This is a genomic window from Pseudomonas sp. LB3P14, assembly GCF_054898045.1.
This window is the reverse complement of the sequence record NZ_CM142714.1, coordinates 3,261,041-3,284,108: the sequence shown is the minus strand read 5'-3', so window position 1 is coordinate 3,284,108 and position 23,068 is coordinate 3,261,041. Positions and strand designations below refer to the sequence as shown.

Here is a 23,068-nt window from a genome sequence, read left to right as displayed (position 1 = left end):
CACCGTCCCCCCTTGTAGGAGCCGAGCTTGCTCGCGATGGCGGACTGACATTCAACATCGATGTCGACAGTTACACCGCTATCGCGAGCAAGCTCGGCTCCTACAGGGTTCACCTTATATCCCGTAATCTCCCCTCGTTTTACCTCCTTTCTGATACTTGTTCTCATTCGCTAATTTTTCCGGTCTGCATTCGTTTTATAGGGACGACGTGCCTTTGTGCTTCCCGCCACTGATCCGGATGCTAAGAAATGAATGCTGAAGACTCCTTGAAACTTGCTCGCCGGTTTATCGGGTTGCCCCTGGAAAAGCGCCAGATGTTCCTTGCGGCCTTGCACAAGGAGGGCGTTGATTTCGCCCGGTTTCCGATTCCTGCCGGCGTAGACGCCGACGATCGCCAGGCGTTGTCGTACGCCCAGCAGCGCATGTGGTTTCTTTGGCAACTGGACCCGCAAAGCGGCGCGTACAACCTGCCCGGTGCGGTGCGTCTGACCGGGCAATTGAACCTGTTAGCGCTGGAGCAAGCCTTCGCCAGCCTCGTGGCGCGCCACGAAACCCTGCGCACGGTGTTCCAGCGTCCGGCCGACGGCAACCTGCTGCAAGTGCCGGCCAGTGCGCCGCTGGTCATTGATCAGGTGGATTTCAGCGCGTTGCCGGCCATTGAACGCGAGCAAGCAGTCGCCCGCGCGGCGGAGCAGCAATCCGTGCTGCCGTTCGATCTATCAGTCGGCCCGCTGCTGCGCGTCACCTTGCTCAAACTCGCCGAGCAGGAACACGTCCTGCTGCTGACCCTGCACCACATCGTTTCCGACGGCTGGTCGATGAACGTGCTGATCGACGAGTTCATCCGCTGCTACGACGCCTTTGAGGCGGGCGCGCAACCGCAACTCACGCCATTGCCGATCCAGTACAGCGACTATGCCCTGTGGCAACGCCGCTGGCTGGAGGCCGGCGAGCAGGCCCGCCAACTCGACTATTGGCAGGCGCAACTGGGCGACGAGCACCCGGTGCTGGAACTGCCCACCGATCACCCGCGCCCGGCGATGCCGAGCTACCGCGGCACCCGCTACGAATTCGCGATCGACGCGCAACTGGCCGAACAACTGCGGACCACGGCGCAGAAGCACAACATCACGCTGTTCATGCTGTTACTCGGTGCGTTCAACGCGCTGCTGCATCGCTACACCGGGCAGACCGATATTCGCGTCGGCGTGCCAATCGCCAACCGTAACCGCGCCGAGATCGAAGGCCTGATCGGCTTCTTCGTCAACACCCAGGTGCTGCGCACCAAGCTCGACGGCCAGACCCGGGTCGACGATTTGCTGCGCGCCATCAAGGAAACCGCCCTCGGTGCCCAGGCCCACCAGGACTTGCCGTTCGAGCGTTTGGTCGAGGCGCTGAAACTGGAACGCAGCCTCAGCCACACGCCGCTGTTCCAGGTGATGTACAACCACCAGCCGCAGGTTGCGGACATTTCCGCCGTCAGCACCGCGTCCGGTCTGGCGCTGGGCGCGATCGAGTGGCAAGGGCGCACCACCCAGTTCGACCTGACCCTCGATACCTATGAAAAGAGCGGCAAGCTGCACGCGGCGCTGACTTACGCCAACGACCTGTTCGACGCCGCGACCATCGCGCGTATTGCGCAGCACTGGACGCATTTGCTGCACGGCATGGTCAGTGATTCGCAACAACGCATCAGTGATTTGCCGCTGCTTGAGCGCGCGGAATATCAGCGCATCGTGCATGACTGGAATCGCGCTGACGAAGGCTTCGCCCAGGACCTGTGCATTCATGAGTTGATCGCCCGGCAAGTCGCTGCGAACCCGACTGCATTGGCAGTAACCTTCGCGACCAAACAGCTGACTTACAGCGAACTCGACACTCGGGCCAATCGCCTGGCCCACAAATTGATCGAACTGGGCGTTGGCCCGGAAGTCCGGGTCGGCGTGGCGATGCAGCGTTCCGAAAACTTGCTGGTGGCGTTGCTGGCCGTGCTCAAGGCCGGTGGCGCCTACGTGCCGCTGGACCCGGATTACCCCGCAGAACGCGTTGCCTACATGCTTGAAGACAGCCGCGCGCTGGTGCTGCTGACTGAACAGGCTGTCGCCGCGACATTGACCGTCGCCACCGACACTCAAGTGTTGCTGATGGACGATATCGAGTCGGCGCTCACCGCTTATCCAAGCAACGCGCCGATGACCCGCGTCACGCCGGATAACCTCGCCTACGTCATTTACACCTCCGGTTCCACCGGCAAACCCAAAGGCGTGGCCATCGCCCATCGCAACGTGCTGGCGCTGATCGACTGGTCGCAGTCGGTCTACAGTCGTGAAGACATTCAAGGGGTGCTGGCCTCGACGTCGGTGTGCTTCGACCTGTCGGTGTGGGAGCTGTTTGTCACCCTGGCCAACGGCGGTTCGGTGATCATCGCCCGCAATGCCCTGGAATTGCCGCAACTGCCGGCCCGGGATCAGGTGCGCCTGATCAACACCGTGCCGTCGGCGATCAATGCGTTGCAGCGTGACGGCCAGATCCCGCCGAGCGTGCGCATCATCAACCTCGCCGGCGAGCCGCTGAAGCAAAGCCTGGTGGACGCGTTGTATCAGCAGCCGACCGTCGAGCATCTCTACGATTTGTACGGTCCGTCGGAAGACACCACCTATTCGACCTGGACCCGCCGCGAGGCCAATGGCCGCGCAAACATCGGCCGGCCACTCAAGCACACCGCCAGCTATTTGCTGGACGCTGACCTGCAACCGGTGCCGCAAGGCGTGTCCGCCGAGCTGTACCTGGCTGGCGCTGGCATCACCCGCGGTTACCTGGCGCGATCGGGCATGACCGCTGAAAAGTATGTACCAAACCCGTTTTCCAGCAATGGCGAGCGCCTGTACCGCACCGGCGACCTGACCCGTTATCAGGCCGACGGCACGCTGCAATACGTCGGTCGCATCGACCATCAGGTCAAGGTCCGCGGTTTCCGAATCGAACTCGGTGAGATCGAAGCCCGGCTGTTGCAGCAGGACGCCGTTCATGAGCTGGCTGTGTTGGTGCAGGACGGCGTCAACGGTCAGCAACTGGTCGCCTACATCGTGCCATCCGATCCGGCCATGTTGCTGGATAGTGATGCTCAGGCAACCCTGCGTGAAACCCTGAAAGCTGCACTGCGTCAGCACCTGCCGGACTACATGGTCCCGGCGTTTCTGCTGTTCCTCGAACACCTGCCGCTGACCCCCAACGGCAAACTCGACCGCAAGGCCTTGCCGGCGATTGACGGCTCTGCGCAACAACGCGAACACGTCGCGCCACGCAGCGCTCTGGAAAAGGCCCTCGCGGCCATTTGGCACGACGTGCTGGCCATCGACAACGTCGGTCTTGAAGACAACTTCTTCGAACTGGGCGGCGACTCCATCGTTTCCATGCAAGTGGTCAGCCGTGCGCGTCAGGCCGGCATCGTGTTGAGCCCGAAAGACCTGTTCCAGCACCAGACCCTCCGCGGCCTGGCCCAAGCGGCCCGCTGCGGCGAGCAGCCGTTGATCGATCAAGGCCCTGCGGTTGGCGCGGTGGCGCTGGCGCCGGTGCAACAGTGGTTCTTCGAGCAAGCCATTCCTGAGCGTCAGCACTGGAACCAGTCGCTGCTGCTGGTGCCGCGCGAGGCGTTGAACGTCGAGGCGCTGAATCGCGCGTTTGAGCAACTGCTGACCCATCACGACAGCTTGCGCCTGCGTTACGAACAGACCGCCGAAGGTTGGCAGCAAGCCTACGCCGTGCCGACCACTGAGTCGGTGTTGTGGCAGCGTCAGGCGCAATCGGTCGCGGAACTCAACGCCTTGTGCGACGAAGCCCAACGCAGTCTCGATTTGCAAAATGGCCCGCTGATGCGCGCGCTGCTGGTTGCGATGGCCGACGGTACCGAGCGATTACTGCTGGTGATTCATCACTTGGCGGTGGACGGTGTTTCCTGGCGCGTGTTGCTCGAAGACCTCCAGCAGTTTTATAGCGGCGGTAATGTTTCGCTGGCGAAAACCAGCACCTATCAACGCTGGGTCGCCCGTCTGCACGATCATCTTCCAGCCTTTGAAAACAGTCTCGATCACTGGCAGGCCCAACTGCGCGACGCGCCGACCGATCTGCCGTGCGAGCGCCCAACCGGCGCGCTGGAAAACCGCTTCGAACAGAAACTCGAACTCAAACTCGACGCCGAGCAAACCCGCAAACTGCTGCAACAGGCCCCGGCGGCCTATCGCACGCAGGTCAACGACCTGCTGCTGACCGCCCTGGCGCGAGCGGTTCGCCGCTGGAGCGGGCAGGGCAGCACGCTGATCCAGCTCGAAGGCCATGGCCGCGAAGACCTGTTCGATGACATCGACCTGACCCGCACCGTCGGCTGGTTCACCAGCCTGTTCCCGGTCAACCTGATGCCTTCCAGCGATCTCGGCGCGTCGATCAAAACCATCAAGGAACAACTGCGCGCGGTGCCGGACAAAGGTCTCGGCTACGGTGCGTTGCGTTACCTCGGCACCCCGGCGATTCGCGCTGAACTGGCGGCGTTGCCGCAACCGCGTATCACCTTCAATTACCTGGGGCAGTTCGACCGTCAGTTCGACGATGCCGCAATGTTTGTCCCGTCCACCGAAGGCAACGGTGTGGCGCAGGACCCCTCGGCGCCATTGGGCAACTGGCTGACGGTCGAAGGCCAGGTCTACGGCGGCCAGTTGTCGCTGAGCTGGGGCTTCAGTCGTGAGATGTTCGACAGCGCAACCATCCAGTGTCTGGCGGACGATTACGCACTGGAACTCAACGCGCTGATCGAGCATTGCTGCACGCTTGAGGCAACCCAGGCCACACCGTCGGACTTCCCGCTAGCGCGTATCAATCAGGCGCAACTCGACACATTGCCGGTCGCCCTCTCGACCCTCGAAGACCTTTATCCACTGTCGCCGATGCAGGAGGGCATGCTGTTTCACACGTTGTACGAACCCGAAGTCGGTGCCTACATCAGCCAGCTGCGCCTCGACATTCAAGGACTCGATCCGCAGCGATTCGCTCAGGCCTGGCAAACCGCGCTGGAGCGTCATGACATTCTGCGCAGCAGCTTTCACTGGCAAGGCCTCGACACCGCGCACCAGGCGATTGTCCGCAGCGTTGCGTTGCCGCTTGAAGTGCTTGAAGCGACCGACACCGATGCGCTGGCCGACGCCGAACGCGCCGAAGGTTTTGAACTGGGCAGCGCGCCGCTGTTCCGCTTGAAGCTCGTCCGCACGGGGGCCAATGACTGGCACCTGATCTACTCCAGCCATCACATTTTGATGGACGGCTGGAGCAACGCGCAGTTGCTCGCCGAAGTGATCCAGCACTACGCCGCCGGGCAGTCGCTGCCGGCGCCGACCGGGCAATACCGCGATTATCTGGGCTGGTTACAGCAACAATCTGCGGTCGCTGGCGAGCAGTTCTGGAAAGCGGCATTGGCACCGCTCGAAGCGCCGACGTTGCTGGCCGAAGCCTTGCGACCTCCGATGGGCACTGAGGGAAGTGAGGAGTTACGCGTCGCCCTTGATAGCCGCGCGACCCAGCGTCTGGCCGGGTTCGCCCGTCAGCAGAAGGTCACCCTCAACACCGTGCTGCAAGCGGCTTGGAGCCTGTTGCTGCAACGCTACACCGGTCAGGATTGCGTAGTGTTCGGCGCCACCGTGGCCGGGCGTTCTGCTCCGTTGCCAGGCATCGAAGAGCAGCTCGGGCTGTTCATCAACACGTTGCCGCTGGTGTGCGCGATGAAGCCGGATCAAACCGTCAGCCAATGGCTGAGCGAGCTGCAAGGGCTGAACCTGGCCATGCGCGAGTTCGAGCATGTGCCGCTTTACGATATTCAGGGCTGGGCGGGGCAGCAGGGTTCGGCGCTGTTCGACAGCCTGCTGGTGTTCGAAAACTTCCCGGTGGCCGAGGTGCTGAAACAGGGTGCGCCGGCCGGGCTGTCGTTCGGCAACCTGCACAATCACGAGCGCACGCACTATCCGTTGACGCTGGGCATCGAACTCGGCGCAGGCCTGAGCCTGGACTTCAGCTACGACGCGGCGCGGTTCAGTGCCGCTCAGGTCACTGAGTTGTCGGCCAATCTGCAGCATCTGCTGACGCAATTGGTGGCGCTGCCGGATGCGGCATTGGGCACGCTGGAGTTGCTTGATGAGGCCGGAAAAAATGCTGTGCTCGTTGTCAGCCAACCGACTGCCGTTGAGTTATCCACAGCATTTTTGGCGCACGAACAGATCGCGGCTCAGGCCGCCGCTACCCCAGACGCGATGGCGTTGCAGGTGAACGGCCAGTCGTTGAGCTACGGTCAGTTGAACGCTCAGGCCAACCGCTTGGCCCATCGCCTGATCGACAACGGCGTCGGTCCAGGCTCGCGTGTCGGTCTGGCGCTCCATCGCGGTCCGCAACTGATCATCAGCCTGCTGGCGGTGCTCAAATCCGGCGCGGCCTATGTGCCTTTGGACCCGAAATACCCGGCCGAACGTCTGGCGTACATGATCGACGACAGCCGTCTCGACGTGCTGCTGTGCGAGTCTGGTCTGCTGGAAGATGTGCCAGGCGTGCGACATCTCAGCCTTGAAGACACTGCCGGTTACCCGGACAGCGATCCGCACAACCATGCGGTCGCCGAAGACCTGGCCTACATCGTCTACACCTCCGGTTCCACCGGCCAACCCAAAGGCGTGGCCATCGCCCATGCGGCGCTGCGCGAGTTCTGCCAGACCGCCGCCGACTATTCGGTGCTGTCGGCGTCCGACCGCGTGTTGCAGTTCGCGACCTTCAGCTTCGATGGCTTCGTCGAGCAGTGCTACCCGGCGCTGTGCGTCGGCGCGGCGTTGATCATGCGTGGCGATGACGTGTGGGACGCCGGCCGACTCGCCACCGAAATCGTCCAGCAGGGCGTGACCGTGGCGGACTTGCCGGCCGCTTACTGGTACTTGCTGGCCCGCGAATGTGCGAGCGGTGCGGTGAGCCACCTGGGTGATTTGCGCCAGGTTCACGTTGGCGGCGAAGCCATGTCGGTCGAAGGTCTGCGCTTGTGGTATCAAGCCGGTTTGAGCCACGTGCGTTTGCTCAACACCTACGGCCCGACTGAGGCGACGGTGGTGTCCAGCGTTCATGAATGTCGACTGATCGATGCCAGCGACGCGTTTGGCATCCCGATCGGTCGAGCCATCGCGGGTCGGGCGCTGTACGTGCTGGACGCGGCCGGTCAATTGTTGCCAAGCGGTGGCGTCGGTGAATTATGCATCGGCGCCCCGGCCAGCCTGGCGCAAAGCTACTTTGACCGCCCGGCGCTGACCGCCGAACGTTTCCTGCCAGACCCGTTTGCCCGTGAACCGGGTGCGCGTTTGTACCGCAGCGGTGATTTGGCGCGTTACAACGCTGAAGGGCATCTGGAATACGTCGGCCGCATCGACCATCAAGTGAAGATTCGCGGTTTCCGCATTGAAATGGGCGAAATCGAAGCGTGCCTGCAAGCGCGGGATCAGGTGCGCGAAGCGGCCGTGATCGCTCAGGACGGCACGCGACTGGTGGCGTACATCGTGGCCAGCGACGACACACTTATCCACAGTGCTGCGGCGGATCAGGCCGAATTTCTGGAAACGCTCAAGGTGGTTCTGCGTCAGTCGTTGCCTGAATACATGGTGCCAAACCACCTGATCCTGCTGGCCAAACTGCCGCTCAACAACAACGGCAAACTCGACCGCAAAGCCTTGCCGCGAGCTTCCGCCTGCGATGCACAACGGGCGTTCGTGGCTCCGGCCGAAGGGCTTGAAACGCAACTGGCGTTGATCTGGCAAGCGGTGTTGCAGGTCGAACGCGTGGGCCGCGACGACAACTTCTTCGAGTTGGGCGGGCACTCGTTGCTGGTGCTTCAAGTGATCTCCCGTGTGCGTCAGCAACTGCAGCGCGAACTGTCTGTGAGCAGCTTGTTCTCCGCCGCCAATCTGGCGCAATTTGCCGAGCGTGCTGCACTGGCGAACGCCAGCGGCCAGCCGGTCCTGCAACGTGCAACGGCCGATCAGCCACAGATCCTGTCGTACGCTCAACAGCGCCAATGGATTCTCTGGCAGCTGGACCCGCAAAGCTCCGCTTACAACATTCCCGCCGCGCTGCGCCTGAAGGGATCGCTGAACCGCGACGCCCTGCATGATGCCTTCGCCCAATTGCAGGCCCGTCACCAAACCCTGCGTACGACCTTCGAACAGGATGGCCAGCAGGCGCGTCCGGTGCTCCACGAAAACCTGTCGCTGCAACTGGAGGAGCGCCATTCAGATCAGTCCTCGATCGACAGTGCCGTCGCCGAAGAAATCGCCCGGCCGTTCGACCTGCGCAACGGTCCGCTGTGGCGCGTATTGCTGCTGCAAGTGAACACCGACGAACACGTGCTGGTGCTGACCGTGCACCACATCGCCGCCGATGGCTGGTCGATGCAGGTCATGGTCGATGAATTCAGCGCGCTGTATCAGGCTGCCGTCGAAGGTAACGCCGCCAACCTCAACCACCTGCCAGTGAACTACAGCGACTACGCCCGTTGGCAGCGCGACTGGCTGGAAGCCGGGGAGGGCGCACGCCAACTGACGTGGTGGAGCGAGCAACTGGCGGGCAGCCAGGCACCGCTTGAGTTGCCAAGTGAACTGACCCGTCCTGCCCGTCGCACCGATCGCGGCGCCAGCCTTGCATTGAACGTTGATCGCGAGTTGCTGGCCGGTTTGCGCCAACGCGCCCAGGAACAACAGGTGACGTTGTTCATGCTGTTGCTGGCGAGTTTCCAGACCTTGCTGCACCGCCAGAGCGGGCAGTCGAGCATCAGTGTCGGCGTGCCGAGCGCCGGTCGGTCGCGCCTCGAAACCGAAGGCCTGATCGGCTTCTTCATTAACACCCAAGTGCTGCGTGCCGAGATCGACGGACAGCAGACGTTCAGCACCTTGCTGCAACAGGTCAAACAGGTCGCATTGGGCGCGCAGGCCAATCAGGACTTGCCGTTCGAGCAGTTGGTCGACGCCTTGCAGCCTGACCGCAGCCTCAATCACAGCCCATTGTTCCAGGTGCTCTACAACCATCAACAGCAGTTGGGCGCGAGCGTTGAGCGCAGCGTCGCCGACTTGCAGGCCGAGCGTCTGCACTGGCAGCAGCACACCACACAATTCGATCTGGTGCTCGACACTCAAGAGCAGGGCGAAGCGCTGGATGTCAGCCTGACCTACGCCACGGATGTGTACGACGAGGCGTCGATGAAGCGCCTCGCCGAGCAGTGGCTGAACCTGTTGCGAGCGGTGGTCGAAGATCCGCAGCAACGCGTCGCCGAACTGCCACTCATTGACGGGTCGCAACGGGATGCTTTGGTGCAGCACTGGAACCCAGCGTTCGAGGCGCAACCGCAATCGCCAACCTTGCATCAGTTGTTCGAAGTTCAAGCCGCACAACGGCCGAACGCAATCGCGCTGGTCTACGAAGGCGAGCAACTGACCTACGCCGCGCTCAACGCCCAGGCCAATCGACTGGCGCGCAAACTGCGTGAGCAGGGCGTCGGGCCAGAGGTGCGGGTCGGCATTGCCACCGAGCGAGCGATGCCGCTGGTGGTGGGCTTGCTGGCGATTCTCAAGGCCGGCGGCGCCTACGTGCCGCTGGACCCGCACTACCCGGCCGAGCGCTTAAGCTACATGATCGAAGACAGCGGCATCACGCTGCTCCTGACCCAGCAACACCTGATCGACGGTTTGCCGTCCCGCGACGGCGTGCAAGTGTTGAGCCTGGAGTCGTTGCAACTGGACGACTACTGCGCCGACAACTTGCCAGCGCTGGCGTCCCCGGACAACCTCGCCTACGTGATCTACACCTCCGGCTCCACCGGCCGGCCAAAAGGTGCATTGCTCAGCCATGGCAACGTCGGGCGTCTGCTCACGGCCACCGCTGGCGAGTTCAACTTCGGCCCGGACGATGTCTGGACGCTGTTCCATTCCTACGCCTTCGATTTCTCGGTGTGGGAGCTGTTCGGCTCGTTGTGCACCGGCGGGCGTCTGGTGATCGTGCCGTATGACATCAGCCGCGAGCCGCAAGCGTTCCACCGCTTGCTCTGTGATGAGGGCGTGACGGTGTTGAACCAGACGCCGACTGCTTTCCGTCAACTGTTGCCGATTGCCTGCGCCAGTGAGCGAAACCTGGCACTGCGTCAGGTGATATTCGGCGGCGAAGCCCTGGAAGTCGCAAGCCTGCGTCCCTGGTTCGAACGCTTCGGCGACCGTCAGCCAACTCTGGTCAACATGTACGGCATCACCGAAACCACGGTGCACGTGACCTACCGCGCCATCCGTCTGGCCGACCTCGATGGCAAGGCCCAGAGCCCGATTGGCCTGCCGATCCGCGACCTGCGCTGGTACTTGCTCGACAGCCAGTTGCAACCGGTGCTGGTGGGTGTGGCGGGTGAGTTGTACATCGCTGGCGCCGGGCTGGCGCGCGGTTATCACGGACGTTTCGGCCTGACGGCCGAGCGTTTTGTACCGAGCCCGTTCGAGGTTTCGCAGCGCCTCTATCGCAGCGGCGACCTGGCGCGTCAGCGTGCCGACGGCAGCATCGATTACCTCGGGCGGATTGACCAGCAAGTGAAGATCCGTGGCTTCCGCATCGAACTCGGGGAAATCGAAGCGGCATTGCTGGCCCAACCGGGCGTGCGCCAGGCCGTATTGAGCGTGCATGCAGGCGACAGCGGGCCGCAGCTGTGCGCCTACGTGGTGGCCGAGCAAACCCCGCATGACCCAATCGCCTGGCGCGACAACCTGCGCGCCGCGCTCAAGGTGGATCTGCCGGATTACATGGTGCCGAGCCACTGGCTGCTGCTCGATGCCTTGCCGCTGACCGGTAACGGCAAGCTCGACCGCAAGGCCTTGCCGGTGCCCGATGCCCAGGAATGGCAACGACCGTTCGAAGCCCCCGAGAGCGATCTCGAACAGCAACTGGCCGCGATCTGGGCCGATGTGCTGGGCGTGGCGCAGATTGGCCGACGCGACAACTTCTTTGAACTGGGTGGGCATTCGTTGCTCGCCGCCCAGGCCAGTGCCCGTGTGGAACTGGAGCTGGGCATCGAGCTGCCGCTGCGCGCGCTGTTCGAATCCAACGACCTTCAGGCTTATGCCGCCATGGCCGGGCAACTCGCCCCGGCTGACAACGATGCACGTCTTGATGCGCTTGAGTCGCTTCTCGACGAGATGGAGATCAACTGATGGAATACACGACCGCCCAGCGTATCGCCACCCGCTTCGCCGGCCTGCCGGCTGACAAGCGCCGCGAGTTTCTGCAACGCATGCAAGAGCAGGGCGTGAGCTTCGGTCAATTGCCGATTCCGCCTGCTGCCGAGCCGCAAGCGACCTTCGAACTGTCGTACGCGCAGCAGCGCCAATGGTTCCTCTGGCAGCTTGATCCGCAGAGCTCGGCCTACAACATTCCTGCCGCGTTGCGTTTGCACGGGCCGCTGAATGTCGCGGCGTTGCAGCAGAGTTTCGACGTGTTGCTGGAGCGGCATCAGAGCCTGCGCAGCCGGTTCGTCGAGGACAACGGGCAGGTGGTGCAGACACTGGCCGAGTTCACATCGCTGCCGATCGAACAGATCGACCTGCGCGCCGAACCTCAGGAACAGCGCCTCGATCTGGCGATGAACAGCGTCGAGCAGGACATTGCCCGGCCGTTCGATCTTCAACACGGTCCGCTGTTGCGGGTCAGCCTGTTGCAGCTCGATGCCGAGGACCATGTGCTGTTGCTGACGCTGCACCACATCGTCACCGATGGCTGGTCGATGGGTGTGTTGGTCGAAGAGTTTTCACGACTCTACGCCGCGTATTGCCAAGGGCAGAACGCTGCGCTGGAAGCGTTGCCGATCCAGTATTCCGACTACGCGATGTGGCAACGTCGCTGGATGGATGCGGGGGAGCTGGAGCGTCAGCTCAACTGGTGGCGTGAAACACTGGGCAGCGAACAACCGCTGCTCGAACTGCCGACCGACCGTCCACGCCCGGCGCAACCGAGTCAGCGCGGTGCGCGTCTGGATTTCGCCCTCGATGCGACCTTGGCCAGCGGCCTGATGAGCCTGGCCAAACAGCGCGGCGTCACGCCGTTCATGCTGTTGCTGGCGAGCTTTCAGGCGTTGCTCTATCGCTACAGCGGCCAGTCCGATCTGCGGGTCGGCGTGCCGATTGCCAACCGTAATCGCGCGGAAACCCGGGGTCTGATCGGTTTTTTCGTCAACACCCAAGTGATGCGTGCCGTGCTCGATGGACGTCTGCCGTTCAGCCAGTTGCTCGACCAGACCCGTGCCGCGTCGCTGGATGCCCAGGCCTATCAAGATTTGCCGTTCGAACGTTTGGTGCAAGCGTTGCAAGGTGAACGCAGCCTCAGCCACAGCCCGTTGTTCCAGGTGATGTTCAACCACCAGCAAGCCAAACCGACGGCGGTCAGCGGCTTGCTCGCAGGCCTGCGCGTCGAAGCACTGAACGCGACGGCGCACACCACGCAATTTGACCTGCAACTGGATACTCAGGAAGAGGGCGACAAGCTGTTCGCTAGCCTGACGTATGCCACCGATCTGTTCGACGCCGAGCGCATCGAGCATCTAGCTCAGCATTGGCGCAATCTGTTGGCCGGCGTGCTGGCGAATCCGCAATGCCCGCTCGCCGAGTTGCCATTGCTGGACGCCAACGAGCGTCTGCGCATTCTTGATGACCTCAACGACACGGCTCAAACCTATCCGGGCGAAGTCTGCGTGCAGCGGCATTTCGAAGCGCGCGTGGCTGAAGACGGTGAAGCGACGGCGCTGGTATTTCAGGGCCAGAGCCTGAGTTACGCCGAGCTGAACCAGCGCGCCAACCGCTTGGCCCATCACTTGCGCGCCCAGGGCGTCGGCCCGGAAGTGCTGGTGGGAATTGCCTGCGACCGTTCGTTCGAAATGGTCGTCGGCCTGCTGGCGATTCTCAAGGCCGGTGGCGCTTATGTACCGCTGGACCCGGAATACCCGCTTGATCGCTTGAGCTACATGATCGAAGACAGCGGTATTTCGCTGTTGCTGACCCAGGAACATTTGCTGGCGCAATTGCCGACCCCGGACACCGTGCGCACTTTGTGCCTGCACGCCAAGGCCGATTGGCTGAGCGACTTGCCGGGCACCGATCTTGCGAACCTTGCAGTCGCGGAAAACCTCGCCTATGTGATTTACACCTCCGGTTCCACCGGTAAACCCAAAGGCGCGGGCAACCGCCATGTGGCGCTGCATAACCGTCTGGAGTGGATGCAGCAAGCCTACAACCTGCTGCCGAGCGACCGCGTGCTGCAAAAGACGCCGTTCAGTTTCGACGTGTCGGTGTGGGAGTTTTTCTGGCCGCTGATGAAGGGCGCCACGTTGGTCATCGCCGCACCGGGTGAACATCGCGATCCACAACGCCTCGCCGCGCTGATCGTCGAGCAGGCGATCACCACGCTGCACTTTGTGCCGTCGATGCTCTCGGCCTTCATCGGTGCCGATGAGGCGTTGGCCTGCACCACGTTGCAACGGATCATTTGCAGCGGTGAAGCGCTGCCGATGGAGCTGCAACGCCAGACCCTGCGCAGCCTGCCGCAAGCCAATCTCTACAACCTGTATGGTCCGACCGAAGCGGCCATCGACGTGACCCACTGGACCTGCGTGGAAGAGGGCCGCGACAGCGTGCCGATCGGCCGCCCGATCGCCAACCTGCGCACCTGCATCCTCGACAGTGAACTGCAACCGTTGCCGCTGGGCGCGGTGGGCGAGTTATACCTCGGCGGCGTCGGCCTGGCGCGCGGTTACCACCGTCGTGGCGCGCTGACCGCCGAGCGTTTCGTGGTCGACCCGTTCGGCAGCGGCGAGCGTTTGTACCGCACCGGTGACCTGGCGCGTTATCGCGCTGACGGCGCCATCGACTACTGCGGGCGTATCGACCATCAAGTGAAGATTCGCGGTTTGCGCATCGAACTGGGCGAAATCGAAGCGCGTCTGCAAGAGCATGCCGACGTTCAGGAAGCCGTGGTGCTGGCCCTCGTTGGTCCAAGCGGCAAGCAACTGGTTGCGTACATCGTGCCGCAAGATCGAGCCTTGGTCAGCGTCGATGCCGAGCAACAAGGCGCGTGGCGCGAAACCCTGAAAAGCCATTTGCTCGCCAGCCTGCCGGATTACATGGTGCCGGCGCAGACCGTGCTGATCGAGCAGATGCCGCTGAGTCCCAACGGCAAACTCGACCGCAAATGCCTGCCTGCGCCCACCGCGCAAGTCAGCCAACGCGCGTTCGAAGCGCCACGCAGCGAGCACGAGCAAGTGCTGGCGCAGATCTGGCAAGACGTGTTGGGTGTGGAGCAGGTTGGGCGTCTGGATAACTTCTTCGAACTGGGCGGCGACTCGATCATTTCGATTCAGGTGGTCAGCCGTGCCCGTCGTGCAGGCCTGAGCCTGCAACCGCGAGACCTGTTCCAACAGCAAACCTTGCAAGCGCTGGCCGCCGTGGTCAAGGAACAGGCGGCTCCGCTGGCACAACAAGGCCCAGTGGAAGGCCTGCAAAAACTCACGCCGATCCAGCGCTGGTTCTTCGACGAACCGATCCCGCAACGCGCGCACTGGAACCAGGCGGTGCTGCTGGTGCCGCGCGAAACCCTCGAATTGCCGCGTCTGCATGCCGCGCTGCAACGTCTGCTCAAGCAACACGATGCGCTGCGTTTGCGCTTCAGTCAGGTCGACGGCCAATGGTCGGCGCGCTATGTCGGGGCCGACAGCTGCGATGTCATCGACATGCTCTGGACCGCTCGGGTGGCCAGCGATGCCTCGCTGGAAGCGGTGTGCGATGAAGCGCAACGCAGCCTCAGTCTGCAAGACGGTCCGTTGCTGCGCGTCGCGCTAATCGCTCAGGCCGATGGCTCGCAGCGTTTGCTGTTGGTCATCCATCACTTGGCCGTGGACGGTGTTTCCTGGCGGGTGTTGCTGGAAGATTTGCAGGCGGCCTACCAAGAGCAAGACCTGCCGCCGAAGACCAGTGCCTTCCAGGCCTGGGCCGATAAGCTCGACGCTTATGCACGTTCCGAAGCCGCCGCCAGCGAACTGAACTGGTGGCAAGGTCAACTGGCTGATGCGAGCGACTCGCTGCCAGCCGCCAACGCTCAGGCCAGTCAGGCCGGGCATCTGCGTCAGGGCATCAGCATCGGGCTGGACCGCGAACAAACCCTCAAGCTGCTGCAACAGGCGCCAGCTATCTACCGCACGCAAGTCAACGACCTGCTGCTGACCGCGCTGGCCCGAACCCTCAGCCGCTGGACCGGCCACGAATCGGCGCTGATTCAGCTCGAAGGCCACGGCCGCGAAGAACTGTTCGACGACATCGACCTGACCCGCACCGTCGGCTGGTTCTCCAGCCTGTTCCCGGTGCGCCTGACGCCGGCCGCCGACCTTGCGGGTTCGATCAAGGCGATCAAGCAGCAACTGCGCGAAATCCCCGGCAAAGGCATGGGCTACGGCCTGTTGCGCTACATGGGCGATGCCGCGACCCAAGCGGCATTGGCCGCGTTGCCGCAAGCGCGCGTGACGTTCAACTACCTCGGCCAGTTCGACCAGAGCTTTGCCGAAGACGCACTGTTCATTCCGGCCCGGGAATCCAGCGGTACCGCGCAATCGGCGGACGCGCCGTTGCCGAACTGGCTGTCGGTGGACGGCCAGGTGTATGGCGGTGAACTGAAACTCGACTGGACCTTCAGCCGCGAATGCTTTGACCAGCGTGAGATCGAAGCGCTGGCGGCGGATTTCCGCAGTGAGTTGTTAGCGTTGATCGCCCATTGCCTGAGCGATGGCGCAGGCGGCGTGACCCCGGCGGACTTCCCACTGGCGCGTCTGACCCAGGCGCAACTCGACGGCCTGCCGGTGCCACCGGCGCAGATCGAGGACCTGTATCCGCTGTCACCGATGCAGGCCGGTTTGCTGTTCCACAGCTTGTACGAATCCGATTCCGGCGCCTACGTGAACCAGCTCAGCGTCGAAGCCCGTGGGCTCGATGCCGAACGGCTGGGCCGCGCGTGGCAAGCGGTGCTCGACACCCATCCGATCCTGCGCAGCAGTTTCCACTTCCCCGACGGCTTCGAAGCGCCGGTGCAGTTGGTCCACCGTCATCTGCAATTGCCGCTGACCTGCCTCGATTGGCGCAGCCGCAGCGATCAGGCCGAAGCATTGGTTCAACTGATCGACAGCGAGCGTCTGCAACTCGATTCGACTCGCGCGCCGTTGATGCGTTTGACCCTGGTGCAGCTGGACGATGAGCGTCAGCAACTGATCTACACCCACCATCACTTGTTGCTTGATGGCTGGAGTAACTCACTGCTGTTGAGCGAAGTCCTGCAGCGTTATGCCGGGCAAGCAGTGCAGGCGCCAACCGGGCGTTTTGCCGATTACATCGGCTGGCTGCAACGTCAGGATGCGCAGGCTGATGAACTGTTCTGGCGCGAGCAACTGGCGACCCTCGACAACCCGACCCTGTTGGCGCAGAGCCTGGCGCATGTCGATCTCAAACAGCAGGCGACGGCAGCGTTCGCCGACCATCACCAGACCTTCGATGTCGCCACCAGCAAGCGTTTCAGTGAGTTTGCCCGTCAGCAAAAAGTGACGCTCAACACCTTGGTCCAAGGTGCCTGGGCACTCTTGCTGCAACGCTACAGCGGTCAGCGCAGCGTCGCGTTTGGCGCGACAGTGGCGGGGCGTCCGGTGGACTTGCCGGGTGCTGAAAGCCAGCTCGGCCTGTTCATCAATACTTTGCCGGTGATCAGCACGCCGGACGCGGTTGAGAGCGTCGGCCAGTGGCTGACCCGCTTGCAGGCGCAGAACCTGGAATTGCGTGAGCATGAATTCACCGCCCTCGGTGATATTCAGCGTTGGGCTGGACGCGCCGGGGAACCGCTGTTCGACAGCCTGCTGGTGTTCGAAAACTTCCCGGTGGCTGAAGCCTTGCAACAAGGCGCGCCGGCCGGGTTGAGCTTCTCGATTGCGCAGAACCATGAACGCACCAACTTCCCGCTGACGCTGGCGGCCACCGCCGAAAGTCAGTTGAGCCTGAACTGGAGCTACCAGTGCAGCCACTTCAGCGCCGAGGCGATTGCCCGCATGAACGAGCATCTGGCGGCGCTGCTGGCGGCGATGGTCGCCGCGCCACACGCGGCATTGAGTGAGCTGAACCTGCTGAGCGCGCCGGAGCGTGCGCAGCAGTTGCTGGAGTGGAACCCACCGTTCACCGCAACGGAAAACCCGCTCTGCGTGCATCAGTTGATCGAGGCCCAGGCCGTCGCCCGACCGGACGCCACGGCACTGATCTTCAACGACCTGGAATTGAGCTTCGACCAACTCAACCGCCGCGCCAACCCATTGGCCCATCGCCTGCGCGCACTGGGCATCGGCCCGGAAGTGCGGGTCGGCCTGGCGATGCAGCGTTCGCCGGAGATGATCATTGGTCTGCTGGCGATCCTCAAGGCGGGCGGTGCTTACGTGCCGCTGGACCCGGCGTACCCGGCCGAACGCCTGCGCTATTTGATGGAAGACAGCGGCATTTCGCTGCTGCTCAGCCAATCGTGGCTGCGAGAAAAACTGCCCTTGCCGGAAGGCTTGTCGGTGCTGGAAATCGACCGCGAACCGCTGGCGTTCATGGCTGACACCAACCCGGTCAACCGGACCTGCGGCGAGAACCTCGCGTACCTGATTTACACCTCGGGCTCCACCGGCCGGCCGAAAGGCGTCAGCGTGGCCCACGGTCCGTTGGCCATGCATTGCCTGTCGATCGGCGAGTTGTACGGCATGACCCCGGACGACCGCGAGCTGCAATTTGCCTCGATCAGCTTCGACGGCGCCCACGAGCGCTGGCTGACGCCGCTGGTGTTCGGTTCGGCGGTGATGCCGCGCGACGACGAGTTGTGGAGCGTGGAGCGCACCTGCGCCGAAATCGAAAAGCACGGCATCACCATCGCCTGCTTCACCCCGACCTATTTGGCGCAGATCGCCGATTTTATGGGCGAAGCGGGGCGTGATTTGCCGATCCGCTCCTACACCCCGTGCGGTGAGGGCATGGCTAAACATGCGTTCGACGAGGTTCAGCAGGTGCTGCAACCGAAGCGCCTGATCAACGGCTATGGCCCGACCGAAACGGTGATCACGCCGCTGATCTGGCTGGCGTATCCCGATACTGAATTCGACTCGGCGTTCATGCCGATTGGTCGGCCGGTCGGCAACCGCAGCGCCTACATTCTGGACGGCGGTTTGCAGCCGTTGCCGGTTGGCGTGGCGGGCGAGTTGTACCTGGGCGGCGAGGGCGTCGCTCGTGGGTACCATCAACGTCCGGACCTGACCGCTGAACGTTTCGTGCCGGATCCGTTCGTGCCCGGTGCGCGTTTGTATCGCAGTGGCGACCTCGCACGGTTCCGCGCCGACGGCGTTGTCGAGTACCTCGGCCGCATCGACCAGCAAGTGAAGATTCGCGGGTTCCGCATAGAGCTCGGCGAAATCGAAGCCTGCCTGCTTGAGCACGAAGGTGTGCGTGAAGCCTTTGTGATCGATCGCGAAGGCCCGGTGAGCCGCCAGTTGGTCGGTTACGTGGTGCCGCGTGATCCGCTCGCTGATGAGCAGGATCTGCGTGAAGCGCTGACGGTGCACCTGCGCAGCCGTCTGCCGGTGCACATGTTGCCGGCGCACTTGATGTGCCTGGCCGCGTTGCCGCTGACGCCAAACGGCAAGCTCGACCGTCAGGGCTTGCCAGCGCCCGAAGCGTCGCGTCAGCACCACGATCAAGTGGCCGCCGCGTCGCCGGCCGAAGCGTTGCTGGTGGAGATCTGGCAGGAACTGCTGGGGCTGGAGTCGGTGGGTGTCACCGAGAACTTCTTCGAACTGGGCGGTGATTCGATCATCTCGCTGCAGGCGGTAAGTCGTGCCGGGCAGCGCGGGCTGGTATTCAGCCCGAAGCAACTGTTCGAGCAGCAGACGATTCGTGCTCTGGCCGCAGTCGCCAGCAGCCGTGAAGCAGCGTTGATCGAAGCGCCGAAAGTCCCTGCTTTTGCGCTGGTGCCGCACATCGACATCGCTGCCCGCGACGGTCTGCAAGATCTGTATCCGCTGTCGCCGATGCAGCAAGGCATGTTGTTCCATTGCCTCGATTCGCCGGAGCTGAACCCCTACGTCAACCAGTTGAGCGTGGCGGTGGATGGTTTGCAGGTGCCGCGTTTCCGTGCCGCTTGGCAAACCCTGGTGGAACGTCATGAAGTGCTGCGCGCGGCGTTCCGCTGGCGCGATGGTCTGGCCGATCCGCTGCAAGCGGTGTTCGCCGATGTCGAGCTGCCGATCGAAGAACTTGACTGGCGTGATCGCACCGACACCGATCAGGCGCTGAACGAACTGGCGGCTGCGGAACAGGCCAAGGGCTTCGACCTGAGCTGTCCGCCGTTGATGCGCTTCATTCTGGTTCGTCTGGGCGATGACCGTTACCAGATGATCTGGATTTACCATCACCTGTTGCTGGACGGCTGGAGTGCTTCGCGCCTGTTGGGCGACATGTTGCGCCTGTACCACAACGACAGCTTGCCGACCCCGACCGGTCGATACGCTGACTACATTGCCTGGTTGCAACGCCAGGACGGTGCGCAGGCCGAAGGCTTCTGGCGTGAGCGCCTGGCGTTGCTTGAAGAACCGACCATTCTGGCCAAGGCCTCGGGCGCCGCAGGTTCTGGTCACGGCGTGATGTACAGCAACCTCGACGCCGAGGCGACGCGCAAACTGCACAGCTTCGCCAAGCGTCAGCGCGTGACGCTGAATACGCTGGTGCAAGGCGCCTGGCTGCTGTTGCTGCAACGCCACAGCGGCCAACGCAGCGTCGCGTTCGGCGCCACGGTGGCGGGGCGTCCGACGGGACTTGCCGGGGCGCAGGACATGCTCGGCTTGTTCATCAACACCTTGCCGGTGATCCAGACCCTCGATCCGCAACAGCCGTTGGGCGAGTGGCTGCGCGACTTGCAGGATTACAACCTGATGGTCCGTGACTACGAGCACACGCCGTTGTCGGACATTCAGCGCTGGGCCGGGCAGGGTGGCCAAGGCTTGTTCGACAGCATCATCGTGTTCGAAAACCATCCGGTCGACCGTGCCTTGCGCGGGGGCGAAGAAGGTGAGTTGCGCTTTGCCGAAGTCGGCAGCGGCGGGGTGACCAACTTCCCGATGGACTTGATGGTCAGCACCAACGAAGAAGGGCTGGAGGTCGAATACCTGTTCCTGCGTGATCGCTTCAGTGAAGTGGAAGTGCAGTGGATTCGTGCGCAGCTCGAGGGATTGCTGCGTGCGTTGCCCGAGAATGCCACGCGCCTGCTTGGCAATATTGGCTTGCCTGAGGCGCGTTTGAGTCTGCCGCAGGTGTCCGACGACAACGCCGATTTGCTGCATGCCTTCAATCAGCATGTGCACACGCAGCCGCAGAAAATCGCCCTGATCTGCGAGGATCGGGAGGTCAGTTATGCCGAGCTTGAGGCTCAGGCCAATGAGCTGGCGCAGCGATTGATCGGTCGCGGCATCGGGCCGGAAAGTCTGGTGGCGGTGGCGCTGCCGCGTTCCGAGCGCACCATCGTCGCGTTCCTCGCGGTGCTCAAGGCAGGGGCGGCTTTTCTGCCGCTGGACCTCGCGTACCCGGCCGAGCGACTGGCCTACATGCTCAGCGATTCGGCCGCCAGCCTGTTGCTCTGCGACAGCGGTCTGGGTGATCGACTGACCCTGGCCGACAGCCCGCCACGTCTGTTGCTCGATCAACTGAACGTTGCCGCCAACGTTGCGTGCCCGGTTTCACAGCCGTTGCCGGGGCACCTGGCGTATCTGATTTACACCTCCGGTTCCACCGGTCACCCGAAGGGCGTGGCCGTGGCGCGCGGACCGATTGCCCGGCATTGCCGCGGCATCATCGAGCTCTACGAACTGGCACCACGCAGCCGCGAGTTGCACTTCATGTCGTTCGCCTTCGATGGCGCTCAGGAGCGTTGGCTGAGTGTGCTGTTGGCCGGTGGCAGTCTGGTGATCCGCGATGACAGTTTGTGGACGCCGGAGCAAACCCTGGAAGTGCTGCAGCGTCATGGTGTCACCGTGGCCTGCTTCCCGCCGGCGTACCTGCAACAGATGGCCGAAGTGGCTGAACGTCTGGGCAATCCACCCGCGGTCGAGGTGTATTGCTTTGGCGGTGATGCGGTGCCGGAGGCCAGTTTTGAACAGGTCAAACGCGCCTTGCGCCCGCAGCGTCTGGTCAATGGTTACGGCCCGACCGAAACCGTGGTCACGCCGCTGTTGTGGCGCGCCGAAGTCAGCGAAACCTGCGACGCGGCGTATGCGCCGATCGGTCGGGGTGTGGCCGGGCGTGGTTTGTATGTGCTCGACGCCGACCTCAATCCGTTGCCAGTCGGTGTCAGCGGCGAGTTGTACTTGGGTGGCGAATGCCTGGCGCGCGGTTACCACCAGCGTCCCGGCATGAGCGCCGAACGCTTCATCCCGGATCCGTTCGAGGCCGGTGGCCGCATGTACCGCACCGGTGACCTGGTGCGCCAGCGTGAATGCGGGTTGATCGACTACCTGGGGCGTCTCGACCAGCAAGTGAAGATCCGTGGTTTCCGCATTGAACTGGGCGAAATCGAAGCCCGACTGCGCGACTGCATCGGCGTGCAGGATGCCGCCGTGGTGGTGCATGACACGCCGACTGGCAAGCAATTGGTCGGTTATGTGGTGGCTGCCGGTGCTGTTGGGCTTGATCGCCGCTTGAAGTCTGAACTGCAAGCGCAACTGCCGGACTACATGGTGCCGGCGCGAATCCTGGTGCTGGAGCGCTTCCCGCTGTCGGCCAACGGCAAGCTCGACCGTCGCGCACTGCCTACGCCTGAATGGGCGCTCGGCGGTTATCGCGCGCCGCGTAATGCACTGGAAACGGCATTGACGGCGATCTGGCAAGAGGTGCTCGGCGTGCCGCAAGTGGGCATCGACGATAACTTCTTCGAATTGGGCGGCGACTCGTTGCAGGTGCTCAAAGTCATCTCGCGGGTGCGCAGTCAGCCGCAACTGGGCTTCGAGTTGAAGCTGCGGGATTTGATGCAGAAACCCTGCATCGCCGAACTCAGTGGCTATCAGGTCGCCGAGCCGACCAAGGCGCCGGACCCATTGCTGGCGCTCAATGCGCGGATCCCCAACGTGCCGGCGCTGTTCTGCCTGCACGCCGGTTTCGGCACGGTGTTCGACTACGAACCGCTGGCCCGTCGACTGGAAGGACGGCGCACGGTGTACGGCCTGCAATGCCGCATGCTGCTCGACCCGCACTGGCAGGACGAGTCGCTGCTGGCGATGGCTCAGGCCTACACGCAACGGATTCGCAGTCAGCAGGCCAAGGGGCCGTATTACTTGCTGGGTTGGTCCTTGGGCGGCGCGTTGACGCAACTGGTCGCTCACGAACTGGAAACCCAGGGTGAGACGGTCGCGTTTGCCGGGCTGGTCGACAGCTATGTGGCCGGCACCGCAGAAGCGGGGGACTGGCGTGAGGACCTGGGAGACTTCCTGACATTTGTGCTGGGCCTGCCGGCTGATGAGGCTCAGGCACTGATTGCGCTGAAAGCCGCTGATTTGAATGAGCGCGAGGGTGCAATCGCGGTGATTGAGGCGGCCATGCACGGCTCCAATGAGCAAGCCGCGTTGGGTGCCGGGGAACTCACACAGATCTTCGCCACCGGTTCACGGCTCAAGCAACTGGCGCTGGCTCAACGGCAGCTGCCGGCGATTCAGATCAAGGCGCATCGCTGGTGGGTGGCCGAGCGCGACGACGAACGTCGAGTGTTCGAGGCCCAGGTCGGCAGCCACGGCGTTGATCGCTTGTTAGCGGGCGGGCACTACGAGTTGCTGCGCGGTGACGAGTTGCTCGACGAGCTTGAAGACCTCTTGGAACGCCATCCAGCCATTGCATAACCGCTTTTTGTAGGAGCACGGCTTGCCGGCGATGGCGCACTTGAGATCGCCATCGCGGGC

2 protein-coding genes are annotated in these 23,068 nt (G+C 63.0%); both read left to right on the top strand.

The window, feature by feature from the left end; translation table 11 throughout:
• Positions 1-248 precede the first annotated feature (248 nt).
• Complete coding sequence (locus tag ACYZT5_RS15225; RefSeq protein WP_462051819.1) at positions 249-11,246, top strand: amino acid adenylation domain-containing protein; 10,998 nt, start codon at positions 249-251, stop codon at positions 11,244-11,246.
• On the top strand, positions 11,246-23,008 hold the full coding sequence (locus tag ACYZT5_RS15220) for a non-ribosomal peptide synthase/polyketide synthase (protein ID WP_462051818.1): 11,763 nt from the start codon (positions 11,246-11,248) through the stop codon (positions 23,006-23,008). Before ACYZT5_RS15225 ends, ACYZT5_RS15220 begins: the two co-directional genes overlap by 1 nt.
• Positions 23,009-23,068 lie beyond the last annotated feature (60 nt).

What these genes read in the sequence shown, in the direction of transcription:
- ACYZT5_RS15225 (WP_462051819.1), top strand. Translation starts at nt 249, where the DNA reads ATGAATGCTGAAGACTCCTTGAAACTTGCTCGCCGGTTTATCGGGTTG.
- ACYZT5_RS15220 (WP_462051818.1), top strand. Translation starts at nt 11,246, where the DNA reads ATGGAATACACGACCGCCCAGCGTATCGCCACCCGCTTCGCCGGCCTG.